Source organism: Thermomonas sp. HDW16, assembly GCF_011302915.1.
Classification (GTDB): Bacteria; Pseudomonadota; Gammaproteobacteria; order Xanthomonadales; family Xanthomonadaceae; genus Thermomonas.
Genome location: NZ_CP049872.1, coordinates 539288 through 560346, shown reverse-complemented (window position 1 = coordinate 560346; position 21059 = coordinate 539288). Strand labels below are relative to the sequence as shown.

Here is a 21059-nt window from a genome sequence, read left to right as displayed (position 1 = left end):
TCGCTAGCGCAGCGCGCCCCACACGAAGCTGCTGCCGACCAGGATCATGAAGAGCGCGAACACGCGCTTGAGCGTTTCGCCGCTGACCGCATGTGCCAGCCGGGTGCCGTATGGCGCCATCAGCACAGAAGCCGCCGCCACGCCGACGGCTGCAGGCAGATAGACATAACCCACGCTGTACGCCAGCGGCACCACGCCGGCCGGCGCCTGCAAGGCATAGCCAAGCGCACTGCCGATGCCGATGAAGACGCCGCAGGCGGATGAAGTACCCACCGCGCGTACCGGCGTGACGCCACGCCAGACCAGCAAGGGCACGGTCATGCTGCCACCACCGATGCCGACCAGCGCGGACAAGGCCCCGATCACGCCACCCATCGCGGTATACGCCGGCCCGCGCGGCACGACGTTTGCATCGCCGCGCAACTGCGTACGCGACAACAGCATCTGCGCCGCGACGATGAAGCAATAGATCGCCACGCACCAGCGCAGGACATCGCCCGACAGGCCAATCGCCACGCGGCTGCCCAGCCAGCCACCCAGCAACACGCCCGGCACCAGCCACGCTACCGTCGGCCACAGCACGCTGCCCCGCCGATTGTGCGCCCGCGCGGACGATGCAGCGGTGAGCACGATGCTCGCCATCGAACTGGCCAAGGCCACGTGCATCGCCGCATCGGGCGGCACGCCCTGTTTCGGCAATAACCAGGCCAGCGCCGCCACCAGCACCAACCCGCCGCCGATGCCCAGCAGACCGGCCAACACGCCCGCGCACGCGCCCAGCAACAGATACAACAGCAGCCCTGCGGTCATCGACGATCCACGAAAAGACGTTCAGAAATGCTCGGCTATAGTCCGGCCATGCACAAGTCCACACTGTCCATGCTTACCGTGCTGCTCGCCAACCTGTGCGCAAGCAGCAGCGCCTGTGCGCAAACCCCGGCGCCGGCCGTTCAATCCGCCAATCCGCCAGTACGGATCGCGACGCCCAACGACGCGCTTCGCGCCGCATTCGACGCCGCTGCGCGCGGCACGCTGGATGCATCCGCCCTGCCTGCCTATGCCGGCCAACCGCTGGCCGGCTGGCTGGAATACGCCACGTTGCGCCGCGATTTCGCCATCCTGCCCACCGAACGCGGCGGCACGTTCCTCGCCAAATACCGTGGAACACCGGTGGCGCAAGCATTCCGCAACGAATGGCTGGCCGCGTTGGCCAAACGCAACGATGCGGCCGCCTTCCTCTCCGCCTGGGACGATGGCATCGACGATCCATCCCTGCGCTGCGCCCGCGCCAACGCGCAATTGCAACTCGGCCGCACCGATGGGCATTGGGCGCACGAAGTACAAGCGCTGTGGCGCAGCAGCGGCACGTCGCTGCCGGATGCCTGCGATGCGCCGTTCGCGCAACTCGCAACGCAAGGCGGGCTGGATGGAACGCTGCGCTGGGAGCGGTTCGACAAGGCCGCCGCGGAAACCCAATCCGGGGTGATCCGCGCCATCGCGCGCGGCATGGAGGCAGACGATGCCGTGCTGGCGAACGCGTATGCGGCCTATATCGACGCGCCGAGTAGCGGTGTCGATGCCTGGCCGAAGACGCCGCGCAGCCGGTTGGTCGCCTCTTACGCACTGGCGAAGCTGGCGAAGAATTCACCCGATCGCGCCGAAGCGATGTTGCCCGGCATCGCCAGCACGCTTGGCTTCAACGAGGAAGAACGCGGCCGCGTGCTGTATCCGATCGCGCTATGGACGGTGGCGTCCTACCTGCCGGATTCCGCACGCCGGCTGACGGCGGTGCCGCTGTCGGCGTACGACGCTTCGTTGCACGAATGGCAGGTACGCGAAGCGCTGTCGCGCAGCGATTGGGCCGCCGCATTGGCGGCGATCCGGCGCATGCCCGATGCACAACGCAACGATTCGCGTTGGACGTATTTCGCCGCACGCACCAGCGAACTCACCGGCGATGCCGCAGGCGCCAAGGCACTGTACCGACAGGCCGCGCTGAAGCCGGATTTCCACGGCTTCCTCGCCGCCGACAAGCTGGAACAGCCGTATGCGTTGTGCCCGTGGCAGCCGGCCGTCACTCCGGCCGCGAAGCAGGCCATCGCCCGCGATCCCGCCATCGTCCGCGCCTTGCAATTGTTCGCGCTGGATCGCAAGGGCTGGGCGGAGCGCGAATGGAAGGACGCGCTTTCGCGCTACAGCGACGAACAACGCCGCATCGCGGTGGAAGTGGCGCAGGACAACGGCTGGTTCGACCGCGGCGTGTTCGGCCTGGTCAACGTCGACGGCAAGCGCTATCCGGAAGAAACGCGGCTGTACCAATTGCGCTTCCCGCTGCATCACGACGCCACCATCCGCCGCGAAGCCTCGCGCAACAACCTGGATCCCGCATGGATCGCCGCCGAGATCCGTGCCGAATCGGTGTTCGATCCGAACGCGCGTTCCTCCGCCGATGCTCGCGGGTTGATGCAGGTCTTGCCCGGCACTGGTGCCGGTGTGGCGGCGAAACTCGACATCCCGTGGGCCGGCGGGCAGAGCCTGTACAACGCGGACACCAACATCGTGCTGGGCAGCGCCTACCTGCGCCAGCTCATGGACAAGTACGGCGGCAAGCCCTACCAGGTAATCGCGGGTTACAACGCCGGCCCGGCGCCACTGGGTCGCTGGATCGGCCAGCGCCCGACGATGGATCCCGACTTCTGGATCGAGACCATCAGCTACAAGGAAACCCGCGAATACGTGGCGCGCGTGCTCAGCTTCAGCACCGTGTACGACTGGCGGCTCAACGGCGACGCGCTGCGCCTGAGCGAGCGCATGCTCGGCCGCAGCGCCGGCCCGCGCAAGGCATTCGTCTGCCCCACGCCAGAGCCGGCGAAACCGGTCGTGACCGCCTCTCCCGCCAAGCCCACGATGAAGGAACGCAGGCGCAAGTAAACCGCGCGCCGGGCCTCTACCCGTCATTGATGACGAGCCGAAAAAAGGCATGATCCGCACATGACTTCGCGGCTCCCCGACAACGTGCGCATCTATCTGGTCGGCGGTGCGGTGCGCGATGCATTGCTCGGCCTGCCCGCGGGCGATCGCGACCATGTCGTGGTGGGCGCAACCGTGCAGGACATGCTGGATGCCGGCTACAAGCAGGTCGGCCGCGATTTCCCGGTGTTCCTGCATCCGCAGACCAGCGAGGAATACGCGCTGGCGCGGACCGAGCGCAAGTCCGCGCGCGGGCATACCGGCTTCGTGGTGCATGCCGATCCCTCGGTGACGCTGGAAGACGACCTGCGCCGCCGCGACTTCACCATCAATGCCATCGCGCAGGCCGAAGACGGCCGTCTGGTCGATCCGTTCGGTGGCGCGGCCGATCTCGAACAGCGCGTCCTGCGCCACGTCGGCGATGCCTTCATCGAGGACCCGTTGCGCGTATTGCGCGCGGCGCGCTTCATGGCGCGGTTCGCATCACTGGGCTTCACCATCGCACCGGAAACGCTGGCCTTGATGCGCACGATGGCCGCCGAGGGCGAACTGGCCGAACTCACCCCCGAGCGCGTCTGGCAGGAACTGGCCAAGTCCCTGCGCAGCGCCACGCCATCCGCCTTCCTGCACACCCTGCGCGAAGCCGATGCGCTGGCCGCAGTGCTGCCGGAAGTCGATGCCTTGTACGGCGTGCCGCAACGCGTGGAATTCCATCCCGAGATCGACACCGGCATCCATACCGAACTGGTCTGCGACATGGCGGCGCGGCTGGCGCCCGGCGACGATCTGATCGGCTACGCCGCGCTGACCCACGACCTCGGCAAAGCATTGACGCCCGCCGACGAACTGCCGCGCCACGTGATGCACGAACAGCGTGGGATCGCCCCGATCATCGCGCTCAGCGAACGCCTGAAAATCCCCGCCGAGCACCGTGAGCTGGCCGTGCTGTGCAGCCGCGAGCACCTCAACGTGCATCGCATCGACGAACTCAAGCCGGCCACCGTGCACGAACTGATCGCGCGCTGCGACGGCTTCCGCAAGCCACGGCGCATCGACCAGCTGGCAACGGTCTGCGAAGCGGACAAGCGCGGCCGCGCGGGGTTGTCCGGCGCACCTTATCCGCAGGCAGACGCGCTGCGGCGATTGCATGCGGCGGCGTTGGCGGTGCGCAGCGACGCGATCGCCGCGCAAGGCCTTGCCGGCCCGGCATTCGGCGAGGCCTTGCGCAAGGCGCGGATCGACGCAATCGCGGCAGCGCGCGCCTGAACCGGGTTACTCGGCGGTCATCGGATCGATGGTCGCCACCACCCGGCTCACCACGTTGGCCGGGATGCCGCCAAGGCGCGCCAACTCACGGATGACCTCCTCATCCGGCGCGATGTATTCGCAGTACATCTTGTCGGCGGTGACATGGCTGCGTACCCACTGCACCTTCGGCCAGTAGTCACGCAACACACTGCAGGACGTTTGCGAGAGCACCTGCAATTCCGGCATCGACATCTCGCCGGCACCTGGAATCAGGCGTTCGATGATGTAACGAGGCATGGCCGTTCCTCCGCAAGCGGGAGTCTCCGCAGCAATAGATTACGCGTGCTGGCAGAGAATCAATAGCCGCCTGTCGGCCGGATCAGGGACGCCGATCGAAGCGCAGCAGGGCATCGCGCCAAGGCGTGAATGCACTGGCCAGCCCGATCAGGGCGCCGATGGTGTTGGCCAAGGCATCGGCGCGATCCAGCTGTCGGCCAAGCCCCATTTGCGCCTGCAGGTATTCCAGGCCGATCCCCATCAGCACCAGCAAAATACAGACGAAACCCCACGACAGCCGGCGCACGAACAGCTGTACCGCCCCAGCCGACAACACGGCATAGGCGGCGAAGTGCTCGAACTTGTCGCTGACTGGCACCGACGGCAGGTCGCGCGCCGGCAGCAGCGAACCGATCACGACTACCGCAATCGCCAGCATCCACAACCCGGCCCATAACCTCGGGCGCTTGAACGGTTTCAGCGACGTCCCGAAGCGCGGTTTCGCGGCATTCACAGGCGGTGGCTCAAGTCGCCGACCAGGAAGGCCGCACCGAATTCCACGCCGCGTTGGAAGCCGATCGCCTGGAAGCGTTCGCCCATCTCGCTGGGCAGGGTCAGCAACTTGGCCTGTTGGCGCAGGTTATGGCGGGCGACGTCGTCCTTGGCCCGCGATTCGGCCAGCTCAAGGTTCTCCTGCAGGCGGTTGCCGAGCAGGAAACTCGCCTGCGAGCAGTAGCCGGTGAAGTCGAAACCGGCGCCCGCGCCCGCTTCGGCCAGGGCGGTGAAGTCCACCGAGGCGGTGATGTCCTGCAAGCCCGGGAAGGCGAACACATCGGTCACCAGATGGTGCTGGCGGAACGCGCGCAAGGTGCCGTCGACGCGCTGCGGCTGGTAGTACTCGCCGCGTGCGTAGCCGTAGTCGACGAACAGCATCGCACCGTCCTGCATGCCGCCGATCACCGCCTGCAACCAATACGGCAGCTGCGCCAGCAGTTCGCTGCGGTAGCCCTCCGCGAAGGGCTCCGGCAACTGTCGCTCGACGTTGCGAATTGCAGAGGCCAGCATCGGATCGGCGGGCCGGTCGTTGCGCAGGAAACGGCCCTCGCCATCCAGCGCCACGTGTTCCTCGAACACTTCTCCGTCGCGGATGGTGAAGCGCGGCGTGGGCAGCGCGTCGATCACTTCGTTGGCGAACAGCACGCCGTTCCACGGCTCCTGGATCGGCCCATCCAGCCATTCGACCAATTCGAACAGCAACGGCGGCAACCGTTCCTGCAGGCGTTCGCGCTGGCGCTCGCGCAGGTCGGCGCTGGGTTCGAGGATGGCGTAGCGGGCGGGCAAGGCATCGTTCGCCAGCAATTTGGCCAGGGCGGTTTCGGCGAATGCGCCGCTGCCGCCGCCAATCTCCATGAACTGCGCGTCCGGCCCGAGTTGCTGCAGCACCGGCGTCAACGCATCGGCCACGCAGGCGGAATACAGCGGCGAGATTTCTGGTGAGGTCACGAAGTCCCCGGCATCGCCGAACTTGGTCGCCCCCGCGCTGTAGTAACCAAGGCCCGGCGCATACAGCGCCAGCTCCATGAATTTCCAGAACGGGATGCTGCCGCCGGCGGCGATGATCTGTTCCTGGATGATTTCGCGCAGGTGCGCGCTGTGTTCCAGCGCGTCGGCATCGGGGGGAGGCAAGGTCTGCATGTGCACAGGATACGCAAGCCGGGCGTTATCCTGCGTGCATGGACAGCTCATCGCACAAGGTCGCCCTGGTCACTGGCGCCGCCCGCCGCATCGGCGCAGCGATCGCGCGCCGCCTGCACGCGGACGGTGTCGACCTGGCCCTGCACTACCGCAGCTCGCAGGCGGAGATGGATGCGTTGCTGGCGGAGCTCAACGCCACGCGCGCCGGCAGCGTCATCGCCCTGCAGGCCGACCTGGCCGCATTCGACCGTCTGCCGGAACTGATCGCACAGACCGTCGGCCGCTTCGGTCGGCTGGATGCACTGGTCAACAACGCCTCGGCGTTCTATCCCACCGCATTCGGCAGCGTCACGCCCGCGCAATGGGACGAATTGTTCGCCAGCAATGCGCGCGCGCCGTTCTTCCTGGCGCAGGCCGCGACGCCGCATCTGCAGGCCGCGCACGGCGGCATCGTCAACATCGCCGATATCCACGGCGAAACCCCGCTGGCCGGGCATAGCGTGTACTGCATGGCCAAGGCTGCGTTGCTGATGCTGACCAAATCATTGGCCGTCGACCTGGCGCCCACGGTGCGGATCAATGCCATCGCGCCGGGCGCGATCCTGTGGCCGGAACATGGCAAGGACGAGGCCGCACAGGCCGCGCTGCTGGCACGAGTGCCCCTCGCGCGCATGGGCACGCCGGAGGACATCGCGGCGGCGGTGGCGTGGTTGCTGGGCGACGCCTCCGGCTACGTCACCGGGCAGACCCTGCACGTGGATGGCGGACGCGGGATCGGCTAGAGCGCGACGCGTTGCCACGTCACGCCGTGGTCGCGGTGTTCGCGCCACAAGGCCTGCAGCGTCTTGCCGCTGCGGGGCTCGATGAACCCGGGAGCGATTTCCGCCAGCGGCTTCAGCACGAAGGCGTGGCGGATCTCGTTGCGCGGGATCTGCAGGTGGCCGGGGCCGTCGAGCACCAGATCGTCGTAGAACACGATGTCGATATCCAGCGTGCGATCGCCGTAGCGCGGCCCGCTGCGGTCGCGGCCATGCGTATCTTCGAGCGCATGCAGCCAGTCGTTCAGGGCGAATGGGTCGAGGTCGCTGTCGATGACTGCGGCGGCATTGAGAAAATCGCCGCCGTCGAAGCCCACCGCCGGGAACACATAGGCATCCGACAGCACGACTTCGCCGAAACGTTCGCGCAAGGCAGCGACCGCCGCGCGCAAATGCGTTCCGGCATCGACATTGCTGCCGAGGCTGAGGTACGCGCGGTGAAAAGGGGTCAGAGTGAATTTCCCGTCGACCATCTCAGACCGATCCAATCACCACATCGGGAAACTTCACTCTGACCCCTTTTCACGCTCGATGATCACGCCCACCGCACGCGCGCCACGTACCGCGCCAGGCTTGCTCAGCTTCAGGCGCACGTGGGAGACCTTGAATTCGGCCAGGATGATCTCGGCGCAGCGCTCCGCCAGCGTTTCGACCAGGCCGAAGCCGGACTGGCCGACGTAGTCGATCAAGCGCTTGCTGACGTCCTTGTAGTTCAGGGTCAGCGCGATGTCGTCGCTCGCCGCCGGAATGCGGTTGTCGAAGGCCATCTCGATATCGAACACCAGCGTCTGGCGGATGCGCCGTTCCCAATCGTAGATGCCGATCAGGGTCTCGATCTCGAGCCCTTCGATGAAGACTTTGTCGCTCATGGCATCAGGATAACGCGCCGCCCGATCACACCGCCGGCAGCGTCGCCATGTCCCAACGCGGCGTCACCCGTACCGACGCGTCATCGTGCTGCCCGGCCTGCAGCCGCAGCGCGCCGGCGAAGGCGATCATCGCGCCGTTGTCGGTACACAGCGCCGGGCGCGGGAAGCAGACCCGACCGCCGCGCTTTTCCGCCATCGCCTGCAATTTGGCGCGCAGCCGCTTGTTGGCGCCGACGCCGCCGGCGACGACCAAGGTGTCGCAACCGGCCGCCTCCAGCGCGCGTTCGCATTTGATCGCCAGCGTATCGACCACCGCGTCCTCGAAGCCGCGCGCGATGTTGGCCTTGGTCGTATCGGTCTGGTCGGAATCCCGCCAGGCCAGCAGCACCTGGGTCTTCAGGCCGCTGAAACTGAAATCGAGGCCCGGCCGGTCGGTCATCGGCCGCGAGAATTTGTAGACACCCGGGGTGCCGGTTTCGGCCAGCGCCGCCAGCTGCGGGCCACCCGGATACGGCAGGCCCATCATCTTGGCGGTCTTGTCGAAGGCTTCGCCGGCAGCATCGTCCAGGGTTTCGCCGAGCAGGCGATAGGTGCCGATGGCGTCCACCGCGACCAGCTGGGTATGCCCGCCGGACACCAGCAGGGCCACGAACGGGGCGTCCGGCGGATCGTCTTCCATCAGCGGAGCCAGCAGATGGCCTTCCATGTGATGGACGCCGATCGCTGGCAGATCCAGCCCCCAGGCCAGCGAACGCGCCACCCCGGCACCGACCAGCAGCGCACCGACCAAGCCGGGGCCTGAGGTATAGGCCACGCCATCAAGGTCCGCGACCGACAGCCCGGCCTCGTCCAGGGTCTGTCGGATCAGCGGCAACAGCTTGCGCACGTGGTCGCGGCTGGCCAGTTCCGGCACCACCCCGCCGTATTCGGCGTGCAGGGCGATCTGGCTGTACACCGCATGGGCGCGCAGGCCGGCCGCGCCGCTCAGGGCGGTGTCGTACACGGCCACGCCGGTTTCGTCGCAGGAAGATTCGATGCCGAGGACTTTCATGACGCTATCTTGCACCGGGGCGAGCCTCGCTGCTATCATGCGCGGCTCGCCCGAACCCATCGGGCAGATTCCTGAACCAGAGATTCCAAGATGCCCAGCGTCAAAGTCCGCGAAAACGAACCCTTTGAGTTTGCCCTGCGTCGCTTCAAGCGCACCTGCGAGAAAGCCGGCGTGCTGGCCGAGACCCGCAAGCGCGAGTTCTACGAGAAGCCGACCCAGGAGCGCAAGCGCAAGGCTGCGGCTGCCGTGAAGCGCCAGGCGCGTCGCGCCGGTCGCGACGTCACCAAGCGCCAGCGCCTGTACTGAGCGCGGTCTTGTTGCAGCGAGAGCCGGCACGCGCGAGCGTGGCCGGCTTTTCGCGTTTCTGGACAAGCGCGTCCTAACACCAGCAAATTCCGATGGAGCGTCACATGAGCCTGAAGGCCCAACTCACCGACGACATGAAGACCGCGATGAAGGCGGGCGAGAAGGATCGCCTTGCAGTCATCCGCCTGATCAATGCCGCGATCAAGCAGAAAGAAGTCGACGAGCGCATCGAAATGACCGATCCGCTGGTGCTCGCCGTGCTGGAAAAGATGGTCAAGCAGCGCAAGGACTCGATCACCCAGTTCGAGGCCGCCGCGCGCGAGGACCTCGCCGTGATCGAGCGCTACGAACTCGGCGTGATCGAAGCCTACCTGCCGGCGAAGATGGACGAAGCCGCGATCCTGGCCGAAATCGACAAGGCCATCGCCGCGACCGGCGCAGCTTCTGCGGCCGACATGGGCAAGCTGATGGGCGTGCTCAAGCCCGCGTTGGCCGGCCAGGCCGACATGGGCCTGGTCAGCAAGCTGGTGAAGCAGAAGCTGGCCTGAGCCATGGCCGCGCATCCGCTGCTGTCGATCCGCCCTGCCACTGTCGATGACGTGCCGCTGATCCGGCAGTTGATCGCCGAATTGGCCGAATACGAACGACTGGCCGATGCCGCCATCGCCACCGATAACGCCCTACGCGCGCAATTGTTCGGCGCGCAGCCGGCCGCCGAAGTGCTGATCGGCGAGGTCGATGGCGAAGCTGCCGGCTTCGCCCTGTTCTTCCACAACTTCAGCACCTTCCTCGGCAAGCGTGGCTTGTATCTGGAAGACCTGTTCGTGCGCCCGGCGGTTCGCGGCTCCGGCCTCGGCAAGCACCTGATGGCCACGCTGGCGCGCATCGCCGTGCAGCGCGATTGCGGCCGCTTCGAATGGAGCGTGCTGGACTGGAACGAACCCGCCATCGGTTTTTACCGCACGCTCGGTGCGGTCGGCCAGGATGAGTGGACGGTGCAGCGGCTGGAAGGCGACGCCCTGCATTCGCTGGCATCGCACGACGCCCTCTGACGCCGCGCGTGGCAAGCTAACGCGATGGCCCGCATCCCCGACGCTTTCATCGACGATCTGCTGGCGCGGACCGATATCGTCGAGGTCATCCAGGCGCGCGTGCCGCTGAAACGGCAGGGCAAGGAATACGCCTCGCGCTGTCCGTTCCATGACGAGCGCTCCGCATCGTTCACCGTCTCGCCGACCAAGCAGTTCTACCACTGCTTCGGCTGCGGCGCGCACGGCACCGCGATCAGCTTCCTGATCAATTACGACCGCCTCGAATTCCTCGATGCCGTGGACGAGCTGGCCAAGCGCGTGGGCATGGAAATCCCGCGCGATACCCAGCAGCGCAACGCCAACCCGGAAACCCGCGATCTGTATGGTGCGATGGAAGCGGCATCGACCTTCTTCCGTACGCAGCTGGCGAACAGCGAGAAGGCGCGCGCCTATGTCGAAAAACGCGGCATCGCGGCGGAGATCGTCGAGCGCTACGCGATCGGTTATGCGCCGGATGGTTTCTCCGCATTGCGCGACACGCTGGGCACCGATCCGCGCCGCATGCAGCTGCTGGAACGCGGCGGCCTGTTTTCGAAGAACGACAAAGGCAACGTCTACGACAAGTTCCGCGATCGGCTGATGTTCCCGATCCACGACCGCCGCGGCCGCACCATCGCGTTCGGTGGACGCGTGATCGATCCCGAGGATTCGCCGAAATACCTCAACTCGCCTGAAACCGCGCTGTTCCACAAGGGCCGCGAGTTGTACGGCCTGTGGCAGGCGAAGCAGGCGAACGCGAAGCTCGACCGCCTGATCGTGGTCGAGGGCTACATGGACGTGGTCGCGCTGGCGCAGTACGGCGTCTCGCAAGCCGTCGCCACGCTGGGCACGGCGACCACGCCGGATCACGCCGAACTGCTGTTCCGCAACGCGCCGGACGTGTATTTCTGCTTCGATGGCGACCGCGCCGGCCGCAGCGCCGCGTGGAAAGCGCTGGAATCCGTGCTGCCACGCATGAAGGACGGCCGCCAGGCGTTCTTCCTGTTCCTGCCCGATGGCGAGGATCCGGATTCGATCGTGCGTCAGGAAGGCGTGGACGGTTTCGATGCGCGCCTGCGCGATGCCACGCCGCTGTCGGAATTTTTCTACACCTCACTGTCCAGCGACGTGAACCTGTCGAGCCTGGACGGCAAGGCGCGATTGGCCGAACGCTGCAAGCCGTTGCTCGCGCAAATTCCCGATGGCGCGTTCGGCGACCTGATGCAGCAGCGCCTGACCGAACTCACCGGCGTCGGCGCGCGCGCCAGCACGCCGCAGACGCATGTCCCTGCGCAGCGCGCGTCGCAACACACGCGTGGCAATCCCGCGCAAAAGCCCAGCCTGGTACGCGGCGCGATTACCCATCTGCTGCAACGTCCTGCGCTGGCACTCGACCTGCAGCCGCCGTATCGCTTCGCGGCGCTGCGCCAACCCGGCATCGAGCTGTTATCGGAACTTGTCTTGCTGATCCGCGAACGCCCGGAAATCAGCACCGGCGCGCTGCTGGAACACTTCGCCGAACGCGACGAAGCCGGCCCGTTGCAGAAACTGGCCGCACTGGAGCTGCCGGGCGAGGACGCCGCGCTGCGTACCGAGTTCCTGGACGCCATCGCCCAACTCGACAAGCAGGTGCTGCAACAGCGCGTCGAGGAACTGCAGCAACTGCAACGCGACGGCGTCCTGAGCGATGCCGACAAGCAGGAAATGCGCGAATTGCTGCAGGCACGCTTGCGCGGCTGACGGCGTGACTTTTGGCGCAGGCGGCCCCTGCCGGCCGCGCTAAGCTGCGGGTTCAAACGCCCCGGGAACATCGCCATGCTGCTTCGCACCGCCTTGTTCGCCGCGCTGCTCACGGCGCTGCCCGCATTCGCATTCGCGCAACCCGACGAAGTCAAACGCGACATCGTCGGCAACCGCACCAGCGAAAACATCCCGGAAATTCCGGCGGCACTGATCGACCAACTCAACCGCTACCAGAACACCCGTGGCGCGGGCGTGGCCGGCTGGACGAAGAACGGCTGCCTGCTGATCAGCACCCGCTTCGCCGAAACTGCGCAGGCGCACCGCGTCTGCCAGCCGCTGGGCATGCGCGAACAACTGACCTTCTATCCGGAACCGGTCGGCGGCATCACGCCTGCACCGGCACAGGGTTGGCGCGAGGGTTTCGTGTTCGCCAAGGACAAGGGTGGCGATGAATTCAGCCAGCTGTACTGGTTCGATGAGGCCACGCGCAGCACCACCCTGCTCACCGACGGCGGTCGCAGCCAGAACGGCGGCACTACGCTCAGCCGCGACGGCGGGCTGATGGCTTACGGCAGCACCGCGCGCAACGGCACCGACCGCGATATCTGGCTGCGCAATACGCGCACCGGCGAATCGCGCGTGCTGGTCGACGCCGGCGGTAGCTGGGCACCGCTGGATTTCTCGCCGGACGGCAAGCAACTGCTGGTGATGAAATACGTCTCCGCTGCGGAGTCGTATCCGGGCGTGGTGGCTGTCGATACCGGCAAGCTGGAATTGTTTCCGGTCGATGGCGGCAAGGCCGCGTTCGGTGGTTTCGCCTTCGCTCCGGATGGCAAGGCGGTGTATTTCATTTCCGACGAACCGCTGCAAGGCAAGCCGCAGGAGTTCAAGACCCTGCGTTACCACGACCCGGCCAGCGGCACGTTCGAGGTGCTGACTGCGAATATTCCGTGGGACGTGGATGATTTCGCCATCGCCGACGACGGCAAGCACCTGGCCTTCACCACCAACGAAGACGGCATCAGCAGGCTGCGCGTGCTGTCGTTGCCTTCGCACAAGGAAATCCGCCTGCCGGAGTTGCCGATCGGCGTGATTGGCGGACTGGCGTTTTCGCCCGATGGCAAGCGGCTCGCGTTGAGCCTCAACAGCGCCACCTCGCCCAGCGATGCTTATGTGATCGATCTTGCCAATGCCAGCCTGACGCGCTGGACACAAAGTGAAGTCGGTGGCCTCGATGCATCGAAGTTCGTCGCGCCCACGCTGATCCGCTATCCCACTTTCGATACGGTCGATGGCAAGACCCGCACGATCCCCGCGTTCTTCTACAAGCCGGCCAAGCCGTCGAAGACGGGCAAGTATCCGGTGGTGATCAATATCCACGGCGGGCCCGAAGGCCAGTCACAGCCCAGCTTCAATCCCACCGCGCAGTTCATGGCGAATGAACTGGGCGTGGCGATGCTGGTACCGAACGTGCGCGGCTCCAGCGGCTACGGCAAGACTTACCTGTCGCTGGACAACGCGGCCAAGCGCGAGGATTCGGTCAAGGATATCGGTGCGTTGCTGGACTGGATCGCGCAGCAGCCGGAACTGGATGCCAGCCGCATTGGCGTGATCGGCGGCAGCTACGGCGGCTACATGGTGCTGGCTTCACTCACCCATTACAGCGACCGCATCCGCGCCGGCGTGGATATCGTCGGCATCTCGCATTTCGGCACCTTCCTCAAGAACACCGAGAACTATCGCCGCGACCTGCGCCGCGTCGAATACGGCGACGAACGCGATCCGGCGATGGCCGCGGTGTTCGAACAGATCTCGCCGCTCAACAACGCCGCGAAGATCCAATCGCCGCTGTTCGTGGCGCAGGGCAAGAACGATCCGCGCGTGCCGTGGACCGAGGCGGAACAGATCGTCAAGGCGGTGCGCGGCAACGGCCAGCCGGTCTGGTACCTGCTGTATGCCGACGAAGGCCACGGCTTCCGCAAGAAGGCCAACAACGACTACTACAACGCGGCGACGATGCTGTTCTGGCAGCAGCATCTGCTCAACGAGTGACCATCGCACGAAGGGTGCGGCCGGTATTCGCTACGCGACTCGAAATGTCGTTGCGCGAACACCGGCCGCACCCTTCGCCACGCTACTTCGCACCCTCACGTGACAGCAATTCCCGTTTGCGTTCCACGCCCCAGCGATAGCCCGACAACGCGCCGTCGCTGCGCACCACCCGATGACAGGGAATCGCCACCGCCAGCGTGTTGCTGGCGCAGGCCTGCGCCACCGCGCGCACCGATTTCGGTGAGCCGATGCGCTGCGCGATCTGCGCGTAGCTGGCGGTTTCGCCGGACGGAATCTGCCGCAACGCCTGCCATACGCGCTGCTGGAACGCGGTACCGCGCACGTCCAGCGGCAGGTCGTGGCCGATGTTGGGTTGCTCGATGAGCCCGACGACCTGCGCGACCAGTCGTTCAAAGCCGGGATCGCCACCGATCAACTCCGCGCGCGGGAAACGATCCTGCAACTCGCGCAACAACGCGTCGGCGTCATCGCCCAGCGAAATCGCGCAGACGCCACGCTGGCTTCGCGCTACCAGAATTGCACCCAGCGACGACTGGCCGATGGCGAACTCGATCCGCGCATCCACGCCTCCGGCGCGGTATTGCGTCGGCTTCATGCCCAGCATGTCGTTCGCGCGTTCGTAGAAGCGGCTATTGGCGTTGAAGCCGGCATCGAAGATCGCTTCGGTGACGCTGGATTCACCACGCGCAAGACGCGCCCGCACCGCCTGCGCGCGATGCGCGTCGGCATAGGCTTTCGGGGTCAGTCCGGTGGCGGCCTTGAATACGCGATGGAAGTGGAACGGGCTCAGCCCGGCTTGCTGGGCGAGCTCGTCCAGCGATGGCGTTTGTTCCGCGGCTTCGATCCGGCGACAGGCCTGCGCCACCAGGGCGGCATGCTTGCTTGAGGGCGAGGCAGGTTTGGTCATGGCGTGCATGCGATATTGCCCGATGGCGTGCCGCCACTCTAGTTCGGGTCATTTCCCCGGACACTCCGGTTCTTGCGGTCTCCGCCGCGCTCATCTCACCTTGCGAAACGTCAGGTTCAGCCGCTGCTCGCCGACAACATCGTGTCGACCCGGTTTCACCGGCAGCACGCCGTGAAAACGCATGCGGTCGCCACCGCCCCAGACCACCACATCGCCATGCTGCAGCGGCACCCGCACGGTCTTGTCGCCGCGCTCGAAACCACCGAACAGGAAGGTGGCCGGCAGCCCCAGCGAGACCGAAACAATCGGCGAGCTTCGATCATGTTCGTCGCGATCCTGATGCAACGACAACCGCGTGCCTGGCGCATAGCGGTTGATCAAGCAGGCATCCGGCACGTAATCCTCGAAACCGGCTTCGCGCGCGGCATCGGCGGCAAGCTGCAGGAACGTCGGCGGCAGCGGCAGCCACGGATTTCCGGTCTGTGGGTCGACGCGATCGTAGCGATAACCGCGACGGTCGCTGCACCAGCCGTAGGTGCCGCAGTTGGTCATCGCCACCTGCATCACGTGGCCACCTGGCGTGACCAGATGGCGAAACGGCGCGGAGGCTTGAATGGTGCGGATATCGGCCAGCAAGGCACCGACGACAGGCAATGCGAAGCCGTGCAGGACGCAGGCCTGCGCCGCCAGTTGCGTGCACGTCTCGCGTTGCTGCGCGGCGAACAGATCGTTCACGCCTGCGGCACGAACTCCACGCCCGCCATCGGCTGCAGGAACGGCAGCAGCCAGTGGTCCACCAGCAGGAAGGCGAACAGCGCCATCAGGTAGACGATAGAGTACTTGAACGCACGCATCGCGAAGAATTCGTCCGGCGGATCGAGCAGCTTCCACGCGTACCAGAGGAATACCGCGCCCAGCACCAGCGCGCCGCCCAGGTAGAACAGGCCGCTCATGTGCGTCGCCCAAGGCAGCACCGTGGCGATCACCAACAGCACGGTGTACAGCAGGATCTGCCAGCGCGTGTATTCCACGCCATGCGTCACCGGCAACATCGGCACCAGCGCGCGCGCGTAGTCCTCGCGACGGAAGATCGCCAACGCCCAGAAATGCGGCGGCGTCCACACGAAGATGATCAGCACCAGCAGCAGCGCGTATTCCCAGTCGCGTGCGCCCTGCATGCCGGTCACCGTGGCCCAGCCCAGCAGTGGCGGCGCGGCGCCGGCGATGCCGCCGATCACGATGTTCTGCGGCGTGGCGCGCTTGAGGAAGCCGGTGTAGACGAAGGCGTAGCCGATCAGCGAGGCGAAGGTGAGCAGCGCGGTGATCGGGTTCACCCACAACAGCAGGATCGCCATCGAGGCCACGCCCAGCACGGTGGCGAAGGCCAGCACTTGCATGGGCCGCAGCGTGCCGGTCGCCAGCGGGCGATCGGCGGTGCGCACCATCACCTTGTCGATGCGCTGGTCCAGCAGGTGGTTGATCGCCGCCGCGCTGGCCGCCGCCAGCCAGATGCCGATGCTGCCGGCCAGCAGGCGCAGCCACGGCCATTCGTCGCCAGGATTGATCGCCAGCAACATGCCGATGATCGCGGTGAACACGATCAGCGCGACCACGCGCGGCTTGGTCAGCGTCCAGTATTGCGACAGCGGCGACACGGCGGCGCTCATGCGTCCGGTGCGCGCAGGCGCGCCAGCAAGGTGACCAGCACGAACAACAGCGCGGTAGCGCCGGCGTTGTGCAGCACCGCGATGTGCAGCGGCAGCGACAGCACCACGTTGGCGATGCCCAGCCCGACTTGCGCGAACAGCAACAAGCCAAGCAGCGTGCCCCAACCGCGCAGGCCGGGGCTGCGCAGCAGGCGGATCGCCAACGCCAGCAGATGGCCGAACACCAGCACCGCCATCAACCGATGCGCCAACTGAATCGCGATGCGCGCCTGGTTGTCGAGGATGCCGCCTTCATAATCCACGCCGATCCCGCGCCACAGCACGAAGCCTTCACGGAAATCATGCGGCGGCCACCACTGTCCAGCGCACTTCGGGAAATCAGTGCCACAGGCCAGCGCCGCGTAGTTCGCGCTGGTCCAACCGCCCAGCGCAATCTGGATGCCAAGCAGGACGATGCCGACCATCAGCAAGCGCCGCAGTTTGGCGGCACCTGCAATGCGAATCGGGATGTCGGTGGCGCGCCACGCCATCCAGGTGAGCAGTGAGAAGGTCAGCAAGCCGCCGAGCAGATGGCTCATCACCACCACCGGCTTCAACAGCCAGGTCACCGTCCACATGCCCAGCAAGGCCTGGAAGATGATCACCGCCAGCGTCAGCGTGCTCACGCGCGCCAAGTCAACATTCGACCAGCGAACCACCCCGGCCAGCAACAGCAATTCGCCGAACACCGCCAGCGACGATGCGGCCACATGCATGCCGCGCATGTACAGCGGGATGGCGATGGCGACCGCCAGCGATGCGCCGATCACATGCAACCACCCCTTTGGCCGCTTGCGCGTGGCCAGCAGCGCGAGCGCCAACACCAGAACGCCAAGGCTGCCGGCGATCATGCGGTGGAACTGCTCGCGCCAAGCCTTGCTGGGATCGACCGGGCGGATCGCGGTGGCGGCATGGTCGACGATCTGGTCGGCATGGGTCGGCCATGCCGCCTTGCCGTAGCAGGTCGGCCAGTCCGGGCAACTCAGGCCAGCGTTGGACAGGCGCACGAAGGCGCCGAACACGATCACGCAGGCGGCCAGCGCCACCGCCAACCAGGCGATGCGATGGAAATGCCTGTACACAGCCGGCCGATAGAGATGTGAATTCGTCATCGCGGTCAATTGATCTTCAGCAGGCGGGCCAGGTCGGTGCGCAGGTCGCCGGGATCGAAACCCGGAGCGTAGCGCAACACCACGAAGCCGTTCGGATCCAGCAACCAGACGGCATCCCCAGCAGCATCGTTCCAACGTGCGAGCCCAGCGCGCAAGCCATCGTCCACGCGCAGCGCGTGCACTTCCTGCGGCAAAACGACGCCCGTTGGCGCGGCGCCCGCCCACAGCACATGCACGCGGTCAGCGTCCTTGCCCATCAACTGCCAGACCTTGTCGAGATCCGCCAACAGGCGCATGCAGTCGGCCGCGCGCGCGGCGTCGCAATCGCGCGGCATCGCCACGATCCGCCAGGTGCGCGGGCTGTCCTTCCAGCGATAGGCACCGCCATCGGCCAGGGTCGGCGCGTATTCGCGCAGGTCGCCGTAAGGCTGCAGCAACTCGCCTTTGTTCTTGCTGCCTTCCGGGCGCCAGCCGGAGAAACGCAAGATGCCGGCGACCAACATGCCGCCGAAGAACATCAGGAACAGGGCGATCAACATGCCGCGGTTGCGGCGGCGGACGGCATTGGTCTCGTGGTTCGATGTCATTGCGTTTGTCGCTTCCGGCTGCGCAAGGTGAGGACAATGGCGATGACGAACACGGTCAGCGCCAGCCCGAACCATTGCACGGCATAGCCGAGATGACGCTCGGGGGTGATGGTATTGGGCAAGATGTCGAGGTCGCGCTCGCCGGGAGCCAGCATGACGCCCGCGTCGCCCTTGCTGCGCGTGGGATCCAACCGCAACACGCGCGGGGCGAGGCCGGTCGACAGGGTCATCGCATGCGCGATCGCGGACAGGTCCAAGCGCGTCGCCAACCAGCGTTGCGGGCCGGAGGCGGCCAGTGCATCGCCACTGGCCAGGCCGCTGGACGGCGGCGGCGCCAACAGGCCGCGCACCGCCACGTCCTGGCTGGCCGGGCAGCCGAACACGGGCAGGTCGCGCCGCGCATCCAGGGGCCACCAGCCGGCATCGACCAACACCGCTTGCACGCCATCGTCCGGCAGCAGCACGCAATACATGCGCACGCCGGGCTTGCCGTCGTGGATCTGGTTGTCCAGCCACAATGTGCCGCCGGCCATGCTGCCGCGGCCAGCGGCCCAGTCATAAGCATCGCCGCGCTTCGGGTCTGACGCCAACAGCAGCGGTTGTGGTACGCGCTTGTCCAGCGCATGTGCCGCCGCGGCCAGCTTGGCCTGCTTCTCGTGCATTCGGCCCAGCTGCCAACGTCCCAACAAGCAGAAGAGGACGATCGCGGCAAGCGCCAGCACCCAGCCCACGGCCAAGCCACCCCGACGCGGTGCCGGAGCACTCACGGCGTTCGCTCCGGCTGCAATAATGCAGCTGCCCCGCCGCCATCCCGCGGCAACGAGACCCTCATGAACGATTCGCTGAAAACCCTGCTCATCGTCGGTGTGCTGATCCTCATCCTGTGGAACCTCGGCGCCGGCCTGTATTACATGTTGGTGGACAAGGGCACCACTAAGCGCACGGTGAATTCGCTGACCAAGCGCATCGCCCTGAGCGTGGCGCTGATCCTGTTCGTGGTCCTCGCCATCTACATGGGCTGGATCACGCCACACGGCATAGGCAGCAACCCGGCCTGACCAACCCACCATCACGCAGCGCGGCCGCTGCAGACACAAAGGCCGGCAATGCCGGCCTTTGTCTTGATCGGGCGTCGTCGCGTTACAGCACGTACACGAACAGGAACAAGCCCAGCCAGACCACGTCGACGAAGTGCCAGTACCAGGCAACCGCTTCGAACGCGAAATGGTCGTCCTTGGAGAAGTGGCCCTTCAGGCAGCGCAGCCAGATGATCGCCAGCATCAGCGTGCCCAGGGTCACGTGCGCGCCGTGGAAGCCGGTCAGCATGAAGAAGGTCGAGCCATAGATGCCGGAACCCAGGGTCAGGTTCAGTTCCTTGTAGGCGTGGACGTATTCCTCCGCCTGGAAGAACAGGAACAGGCAGCCCAGCAGCACGGTCAGGCCGAGGAACAGCAGGAGGATGCCGCGTTTTCCTTCCTTCAACGCATGGTGTGCGATGGTCACCGTCACGCCCGAAGTCAGCAGGATCAAGGTGTTCAGCAGCGGCAGGCCCCAGGCCGGAACGGTCTGGTAGTTGCCGCCGATGTCGGACGGACCGTTGCTCGGCCAGCCGCCGGCGAAGTCCGGCCACAACAGGGCGTGGGTCGCCATGCCGTCGCCTTCGCCGTTGAGCCACGGCAGCGCGAACTGGCGTGCATAGAACAACGCACCGAAGAACGCGGCGAAGAACATCACTTCCGAGAAGATGAACCACACCATGCCCATGCGGAAGCTGGTGTCGACCTGCTTGTTGTAGAAGCCGGACAGCGATTCGCGGATCACGTCGCCAAACCACTTGAACAGGATCGCCAGCAATCCGGCCAGGCCGACGAAGAACACGGTCTTGCCCCAGCTGACTTCATTCAGCCAGGTGGCGAAGCCGATCATGGTGACGAACAACGCGACCGACGCGAACACCGGCCAGCGGCTGCCGTGCGGCACGTAGTAGACGTTCTTGTCGTGATGCGTATCAGCGTGGGCGTTGGCCATGGCGATTCCGGATGTTCGATGCAAAAGTAGGATTACGGCGCAGCGCGCGCCACGTCGGACTGGCCTTTGCCCGTCGCGCCCTTGTCGGCGTCCAGGGCAGAGGTCAGGACATCATTCTTGTAGAACGTATACGACAGGGTGACGGTCTTCACCCCGGCCGGCAGCGCTGGGTCGATGATGAAGCGCACCGGCATGTCGCGCGATTCGCCGGCGGCCAGCGTCTGCGCGGTGAAGCAGAAGCATTCGGTCTTGTTGAAGAAGCCCGACGCGCGCGCCGGCGCCACCGATGGCACCGCGCTGCCGACGATGGCGCGATCGGCGGTGTTGCGCGCGAAATACTTGGCCTCGTACTGGCGGCCGACCTGCACGCGCATGCTGTCCTGTTCCGGCGAGAACGCCCACGGCAGTTTGGAATTCACCCCGCCGTCGAACTGCACGGTGACCCAGCGTTCCTGCTTCGCATCATGTACTGCTACTGCGACCTGCGCCGGGCCTTTCTCCAGGCGCACGCCGAATACCTTCTCGCAGGCGATCCGGTACAGCGGCACCAGTGCGAACGCGAAGCCGAACGCCGCCAGCGCCACGCCAGCCATCTTCCAT

General features: G+C 66.0%; 24 protein-coding genes. 9 read left to right on the top strand and 15 right to left on the bottom strand.

The window, feature by feature from the left end; genetic code table 11:
- Window positions 1-3 precede the first annotated feature (3 nt).
- Complete coding sequence (locus tag G7079_RS02445) at window positions 4-810, bottom strand: sulfite exporter TauE/SafE family protein (protein ID WP_240906224.1); 807 nt, start codon at window positions 808-810, stop codon at window positions 4-6.
- Between the two features lie 48 nt (window positions 811-858).
- Between G7079_RS02445 and G7079_RS02440 the strand changes: the two genes are divergently transcribed.
- Window positions 859-2931: a lytic transglycosylase domain-containing protein gene (locus tag G7079_RS02440; RefSeq protein ID WP_166055216.1), complete on the top strand. Its 2073-nt coding sequence runs from the start codon at window positions 859-861 to the stop codon at window positions 2929-2931.
- 84 nt (window positions 2932-3015) lie between these two features.
- The gene (locus G7079_RS02435) at window positions 3016-4236 is read left to right on the top strand and encodes a multifunctional CCA addition/repair protein (RefSeq protein WP_166057810.1); all 1221 of its coding nucleotides are present in this window, start codon (window positions 3016-3018) and stop codon (window positions 4234-4236) included.
- 6 nt (window positions 4237-4242) lie between these two features.
- Here G7079_RS02435 and G7079_RS02430 read toward each other — a convergent pair whose 3' ends face one another.
- From G7079_RS02430 to G7079_RS02420, 3 genes are all read right to left on the bottom strand, one after another.
- A complete protein-coding gene (locus tag G7079_RS02430) occupies window positions 4243-4515 on the bottom strand; it encodes a DUF4242 domain-containing protein (protein ID WP_166055214.1) in 273 nt (90 codons plus the stop codon).
- Between the two features lie 82 nt (window positions 4516-4597).
- A complete protein-coding gene (locus tag G7079_RS02425) occupies window positions 4598-5008 on the bottom strand; it encodes a VanZ family protein (protein WP_240906223.1) in 411 nt (136 codons plus the stop codon).
- Window positions 5005-6189 carry an SAM-dependent methyltransferase gene (locus tag G7079_RS02420; RefSeq protein WP_166055212.1) on the bottom strand — a complete coding sequence of 395 codons (1185 nt, stop codon included), beginning with the start codon at window positions 6187-6189 and terminating at the stop codon, window positions 5005-5007. The genes G7079_RS02425 and G7079_RS02420 overlap by 4 nt, the downstream gene beginning before the upstream one ends.
- A 38-nt stretch (window positions 6190-6227) precedes the next feature.
- On the opposite strand from G7079_RS02420, the gene G7079_RS02415 reads away from it, so the two are divergent.
- On the top strand, window positions 6228-6971 hold the full coding sequence (locus tag G7079_RS02415) for a pteridine reductase (protein WP_166055210.1): 744 nt from the start codon (window positions 6228-6230) through the stop codon (window positions 6969-6971).
- On the opposite strand, the gene folK is transcribed toward G7079_RS02415, so the two are convergent.
- The 3 genes from folK to tsaD are packed head-to-tail and all read right to left on the bottom strand — an operon-like array spanning window position 6968 to window position 8927.
- Window positions 6968-7480: a 2-amino-4-hydroxy-6-hydroxymethyldihydropteridine diphosphokinase gene (gene folK / locus G7079_RS02410; RefSeq protein ID WP_166055208.1), complete on the bottom strand. Its 513-nt coding sequence runs from the start codon at window positions 7478-7480 to the stop codon at window positions 6968-6970. The two genes, G7079_RS02415 and folK, sit on opposite strands and share 4 nt — an antisense overlap.
- A 33-nt stretch (window positions 7481-7513) precedes the next feature.
- Window positions 7514-7876: a dihydroneopterin aldolase gene (folB, locus tag G7079_RS02405; protein ID WP_166055206.1), complete on the bottom strand. Its 363-nt coding sequence runs from the start codon at window positions 7874-7876 to the stop codon at window positions 7514-7516.
- A 25-nt stretch (window positions 7877-7901) separates the two neighbouring features.
- The gene (gene tsaD / locus G7079_RS02400) at window positions 7902-8927 is read right to left on the bottom strand and encodes a tRNA (adenosine(37)-N6)-threonylcarbamoyltransferase complex transferase subunit TsaD (RefSeq protein ID WP_166055204.1); all 1026 of its coding nucleotides are present in this window, start codon (window positions 8925-8927) and stop codon (window positions 7902-7904) included.
- Between the two features lie 90 nt (window positions 8928-9017).
- On the opposite strand from tsaD, the gene rpsU reads away from it, so the two are divergent.
- The 5 genes from rpsU (at window position 9018) to G7079_RS02375 (ending at window position 14098) form a co-directional block, all read left to right on the top strand.
- On the top strand, window positions 9018-9233 hold the full coding sequence (gene rpsU, locus G7079_RS02395) for a 30S ribosomal protein S21 (RefSeq protein WP_139716606.1): 216 nt from the start codon (window positions 9018-9020) through the stop codon (window positions 9231-9233).
- Window positions 9234-9337: 104 nt separating this feature from the next.
- Window positions 9338-9781 (top strand): GatB/YqeY domain-containing protein, encoded by a 444-nt coding sequence (locus G7079_RS02390; protein WP_166055202.1) that lies wholly within the window; start codon window positions 9338-9340, stop codon window positions 9779-9781.
- Between the two features lie 3 nt (window positions 9782-9784).
- On the top strand, window positions 9785-10285 hold the full coding sequence (locus G7079_RS02385) for a GNAT family N-acetyltransferase (RefSeq protein WP_166055200.1): 501 nt from the start codon (window positions 9785-9787) through the stop codon (window positions 10283-10285).
- A gap of 24 nt (window positions 10286-10309) precedes the next feature.
- Window positions 10310-12043: a DNA primase gene (gene dnaG, locus G7079_RS02380; RefSeq protein ID WP_166055198.1), complete on the top strand. Its 1734-nt coding sequence runs from the start codon at window positions 10310-10312 to the stop codon at window positions 12041-12043.
- Window positions 12044-12118: 75 nt separating this feature from the next.
- Window positions 12119-14098 (top strand): S9 family peptidase, encoded by a 1980-nt coding sequence (locus G7079_RS02375; RefSeq protein ID WP_166055196.1) that lies wholly within the window; start codon window positions 12119-12121, stop codon window positions 14096-14098.
- Between the two features lie 82 nt (window positions 14099-14180).
- On the opposite strand, the gene ada is transcribed toward G7079_RS02375, so the two are convergent.
- The 6 genes from ada to G7079_RS02345 form a co-directional block, all read right to left on the bottom strand.
- A complete protein-coding gene (gene ada / locus G7079_RS02370; RefSeq protein WP_240906222.1) occupies window positions 14181-15026 on the bottom strand; it encodes a bifunctional DNA-binding transcriptional regulator/O6-methylguanine-DNA methyltransferase Ada in 846 nt (281 codons plus the stop codon).
- A gap of 90 nt (window positions 15027-15116) precedes the next feature.
- Window positions 15117-15761 (bottom strand): DNA oxidative demethylase AlkB, encoded by a 645-nt coding sequence (alkB, locus tag G7079_RS02365; RefSeq protein WP_166055184.1) that lies wholly within the window; start codon window positions 15759-15761, stop codon window positions 15117-15119.
- Window positions 15758-16693, bottom strand: a complete 936-nt coding sequence (cyoE, locus tag G7079_RS02360) for a heme o synthase (protein ID WP_166055182.1) — start codon at window positions 16691-16693, stop codon at window positions 15758-15760. Before cyoE ends, alkB begins: the two co-directional genes overlap by 4 nt.
- The gene (locus tag G7079_RS02355) at window positions 16690-17844 is read right to left on the bottom strand and encodes a COX15/CtaA family protein (RefSeq protein ID WP_166055180.1); all 1155 of its coding nucleotides are present in this window, start codon (window positions 17842-17844) and stop codon (window positions 16690-16692) included. The genes cyoE and G7079_RS02355 overlap by 4 nt, the downstream gene beginning before the upstream one ends.
- Before the next feature lie 5 nt (window positions 17845-17849).
- The gene (locus G7079_RS02350; RefSeq protein ID WP_166055178.1) at window positions 17850-18431 is read right to left on the bottom strand and encodes a hypothetical protein; all 582 of its coding nucleotides are present in this window, start codon (window positions 18429-18431) and stop codon (window positions 17850-17852) included.
- Window positions 18428-19198 (bottom strand): SURF1 family protein, encoded by a 771-nt coding sequence (locus tag G7079_RS02345; RefSeq protein ID WP_166055176.1) that lies wholly within the window; start codon window positions 19196-19198, stop codon window positions 18428-18430. Before G7079_RS02345 ends, G7079_RS02350 begins: the two co-directional genes overlap by 4 nt.
- Window positions 19199-19261: 63 nt before the next feature.
- On the opposite strand from G7079_RS02345, the gene G7079_RS02340 reads away from it, so the two are divergent.
- Window positions 19262-19489 (top strand): twin transmembrane helix small protein, encoded by a 228-nt coding sequence (locus G7079_RS02340; RefSeq protein ID WP_166055174.1) that lies wholly within the window; start codon window positions 19262-19264, stop codon window positions 19487-19489.
- Between the two features lie 82 nt (window positions 19490-19571).
- Here G7079_RS02340 and G7079_RS02335 read toward each other — a convergent pair whose 3' ends face one another.
- Together G7079_RS02335 and G7079_RS02330 are read right to left on the bottom strand one after the other, a co-directional pair.
- Complete coding sequence (locus tag G7079_RS02335; RefSeq protein WP_166055172.1) at window positions 19572-20459, bottom strand: cytochrome c oxidase subunit 3; 888 nt, start codon at window positions 20457-20459, stop codon at window positions 19572-19574.
- Window positions 20460-20491: 32 nt separating this feature from the next.
- A complete protein-coding gene (locus G7079_RS02330) occupies window positions 20492-21052 on the bottom strand; it encodes a cytochrome c oxidase assembly protein (RefSeq protein WP_166057808.1) in 561 nt (186 codons plus the stop codon).
- Window positions 21053-21059 lie beyond the last annotated feature (7 nt).

Excerpts from the sequence above, each read along its gene's own strand:
- G7079_RS02390 (WP_166055202.1), top strand. The coding sequence starts at position 9,338 with ATGAGCCTGAAGGCCCAACTCACCGACGACATGAAGACCGCGATGAAG.
- G7079_RS02385 (WP_166055200.1), top strand. The coding sequence starts at position 9,785 with ATGGCCGCGCATCCGCTGCTGTCGATCCGCCCTGCCACTGTCGATGAC.
- folK (WP_166055208.1), bottom strand. The coding sequence starts at position 7,480 with ATGGTCGACGGGAAATTCACTCTGACCCCTTTTCACCGCGCGTACCTC.
- G7079_RS02440 (WP_166055216.1), top strand. The coding sequence starts at position 859 with ATGCACAAGTCCACACTGTCCATGCTTACCGTGCTGCTCGCCAACCTG.
- G7079_RS02330 (WP_166057808.1), bottom strand. The coding sequence starts at position 21,052 with ATGGCTGGCGTGGCGCTGGCGGCGTTCGGCTTCGCGTTCGCACTGGTG.
- tsaD (WP_166055204.1), bottom strand. The coding sequence starts at position 8,927 with ATGAAAGTCCTCGGCATCGAATCTTCCTGCGACGAAACCGGCGTGGCC.
- G7079_RS02445 (WP_240906224.1), bottom strand. The coding sequence starts at position 810 with ATGACCGCAGGGCTGCTGTTGTATCTGTTGCTGGGCGCGTGCGCGGGC.
- G7079_RS02355 (WP_166055180.1), bottom strand. The coding sequence starts at position 17,844 with ATGACGAATTCACATCTCTATCGGCCGGCTGTGTACAGGCATTTCCAT.
- G7079_RS02430 (WP_166055214.1), bottom strand. The coding sequence starts at position 4,515 with ATGCCTCGTTACATCATCGAACGCCTGATTCCAGGTGCCGGCGAGATG.
- folB (WP_166055206.1), bottom strand. The coding sequence starts at position 7,876 with ATGAGCGACAAAGTCTTCATCGAAGGGCTCGAGATCGAGACCCTGATC.
- G7079_RS02375 (WP_166055196.1), top strand. The coding sequence starts at position 12,119 with ATGCTGCTTCGCACCGCCTTGTTCGCCGCGCTGCTCACGGCGCTGCCC.
- ada (WP_240906222.1), bottom strand. The coding sequence starts at position 15,026 with ATGACCAAACCTGCCTCGCCCTCAAGCAAGCATGCCGCCCTGGTGGCG.
- G7079_RS02350 (WP_166055178.1), bottom strand. The coding sequence starts at position 18,431 with ATGACATCGAACCACGAGACCAATGCCGTCCGCCGCCGCAACCGCGGC.
- rpsU (WP_139716606.1), top strand. The coding sequence starts at position 9,018 with ATGCCCAGCGTCAAAGTCCGCGAAAACGAACCCTTTGAGTTTGCCCTG.
- cyoE (WP_166055182.1), bottom strand. The coding sequence starts at position 16,693 with ATGAGCGCCGCCGTGTCGCCGCTGTCGCAATACTGGACGCTGACCAAG.
- G7079_RS02415 (WP_166055210.1), top strand. The coding sequence starts at position 6,228 with ATGGACAGCTCATCGCACAAGGTCGCCCTGGTCACTGGCGCCGCCCGC.
- G7079_RS02420 (WP_166055212.1), bottom strand. The coding sequence starts at position 6,189 with ATGCAGACCTTGCCTCCCCCCGATGCCGACGCGCTGGAACACAGCGCG.
- G7079_RS02335 (WP_166055172.1), bottom strand. The coding sequence starts at position 20,459 with ATGGCCAACGCCCACGCTGATACGCATCACGACAAGAACGTCTACTAC.
- G7079_RS02340 (WP_166055174.1), top strand. The coding sequence starts at position 19,262 with ATGAACGATTCGCTGAAAACCCTGCTCATCGTCGGTGTGCTGATCCTC.
- dnaG (WP_166055198.1), top strand. The coding sequence starts at position 10,310 with ATGGCCCGCATCCCCGACGCTTTCATCGACGATCTGCTGGCGCGGACC.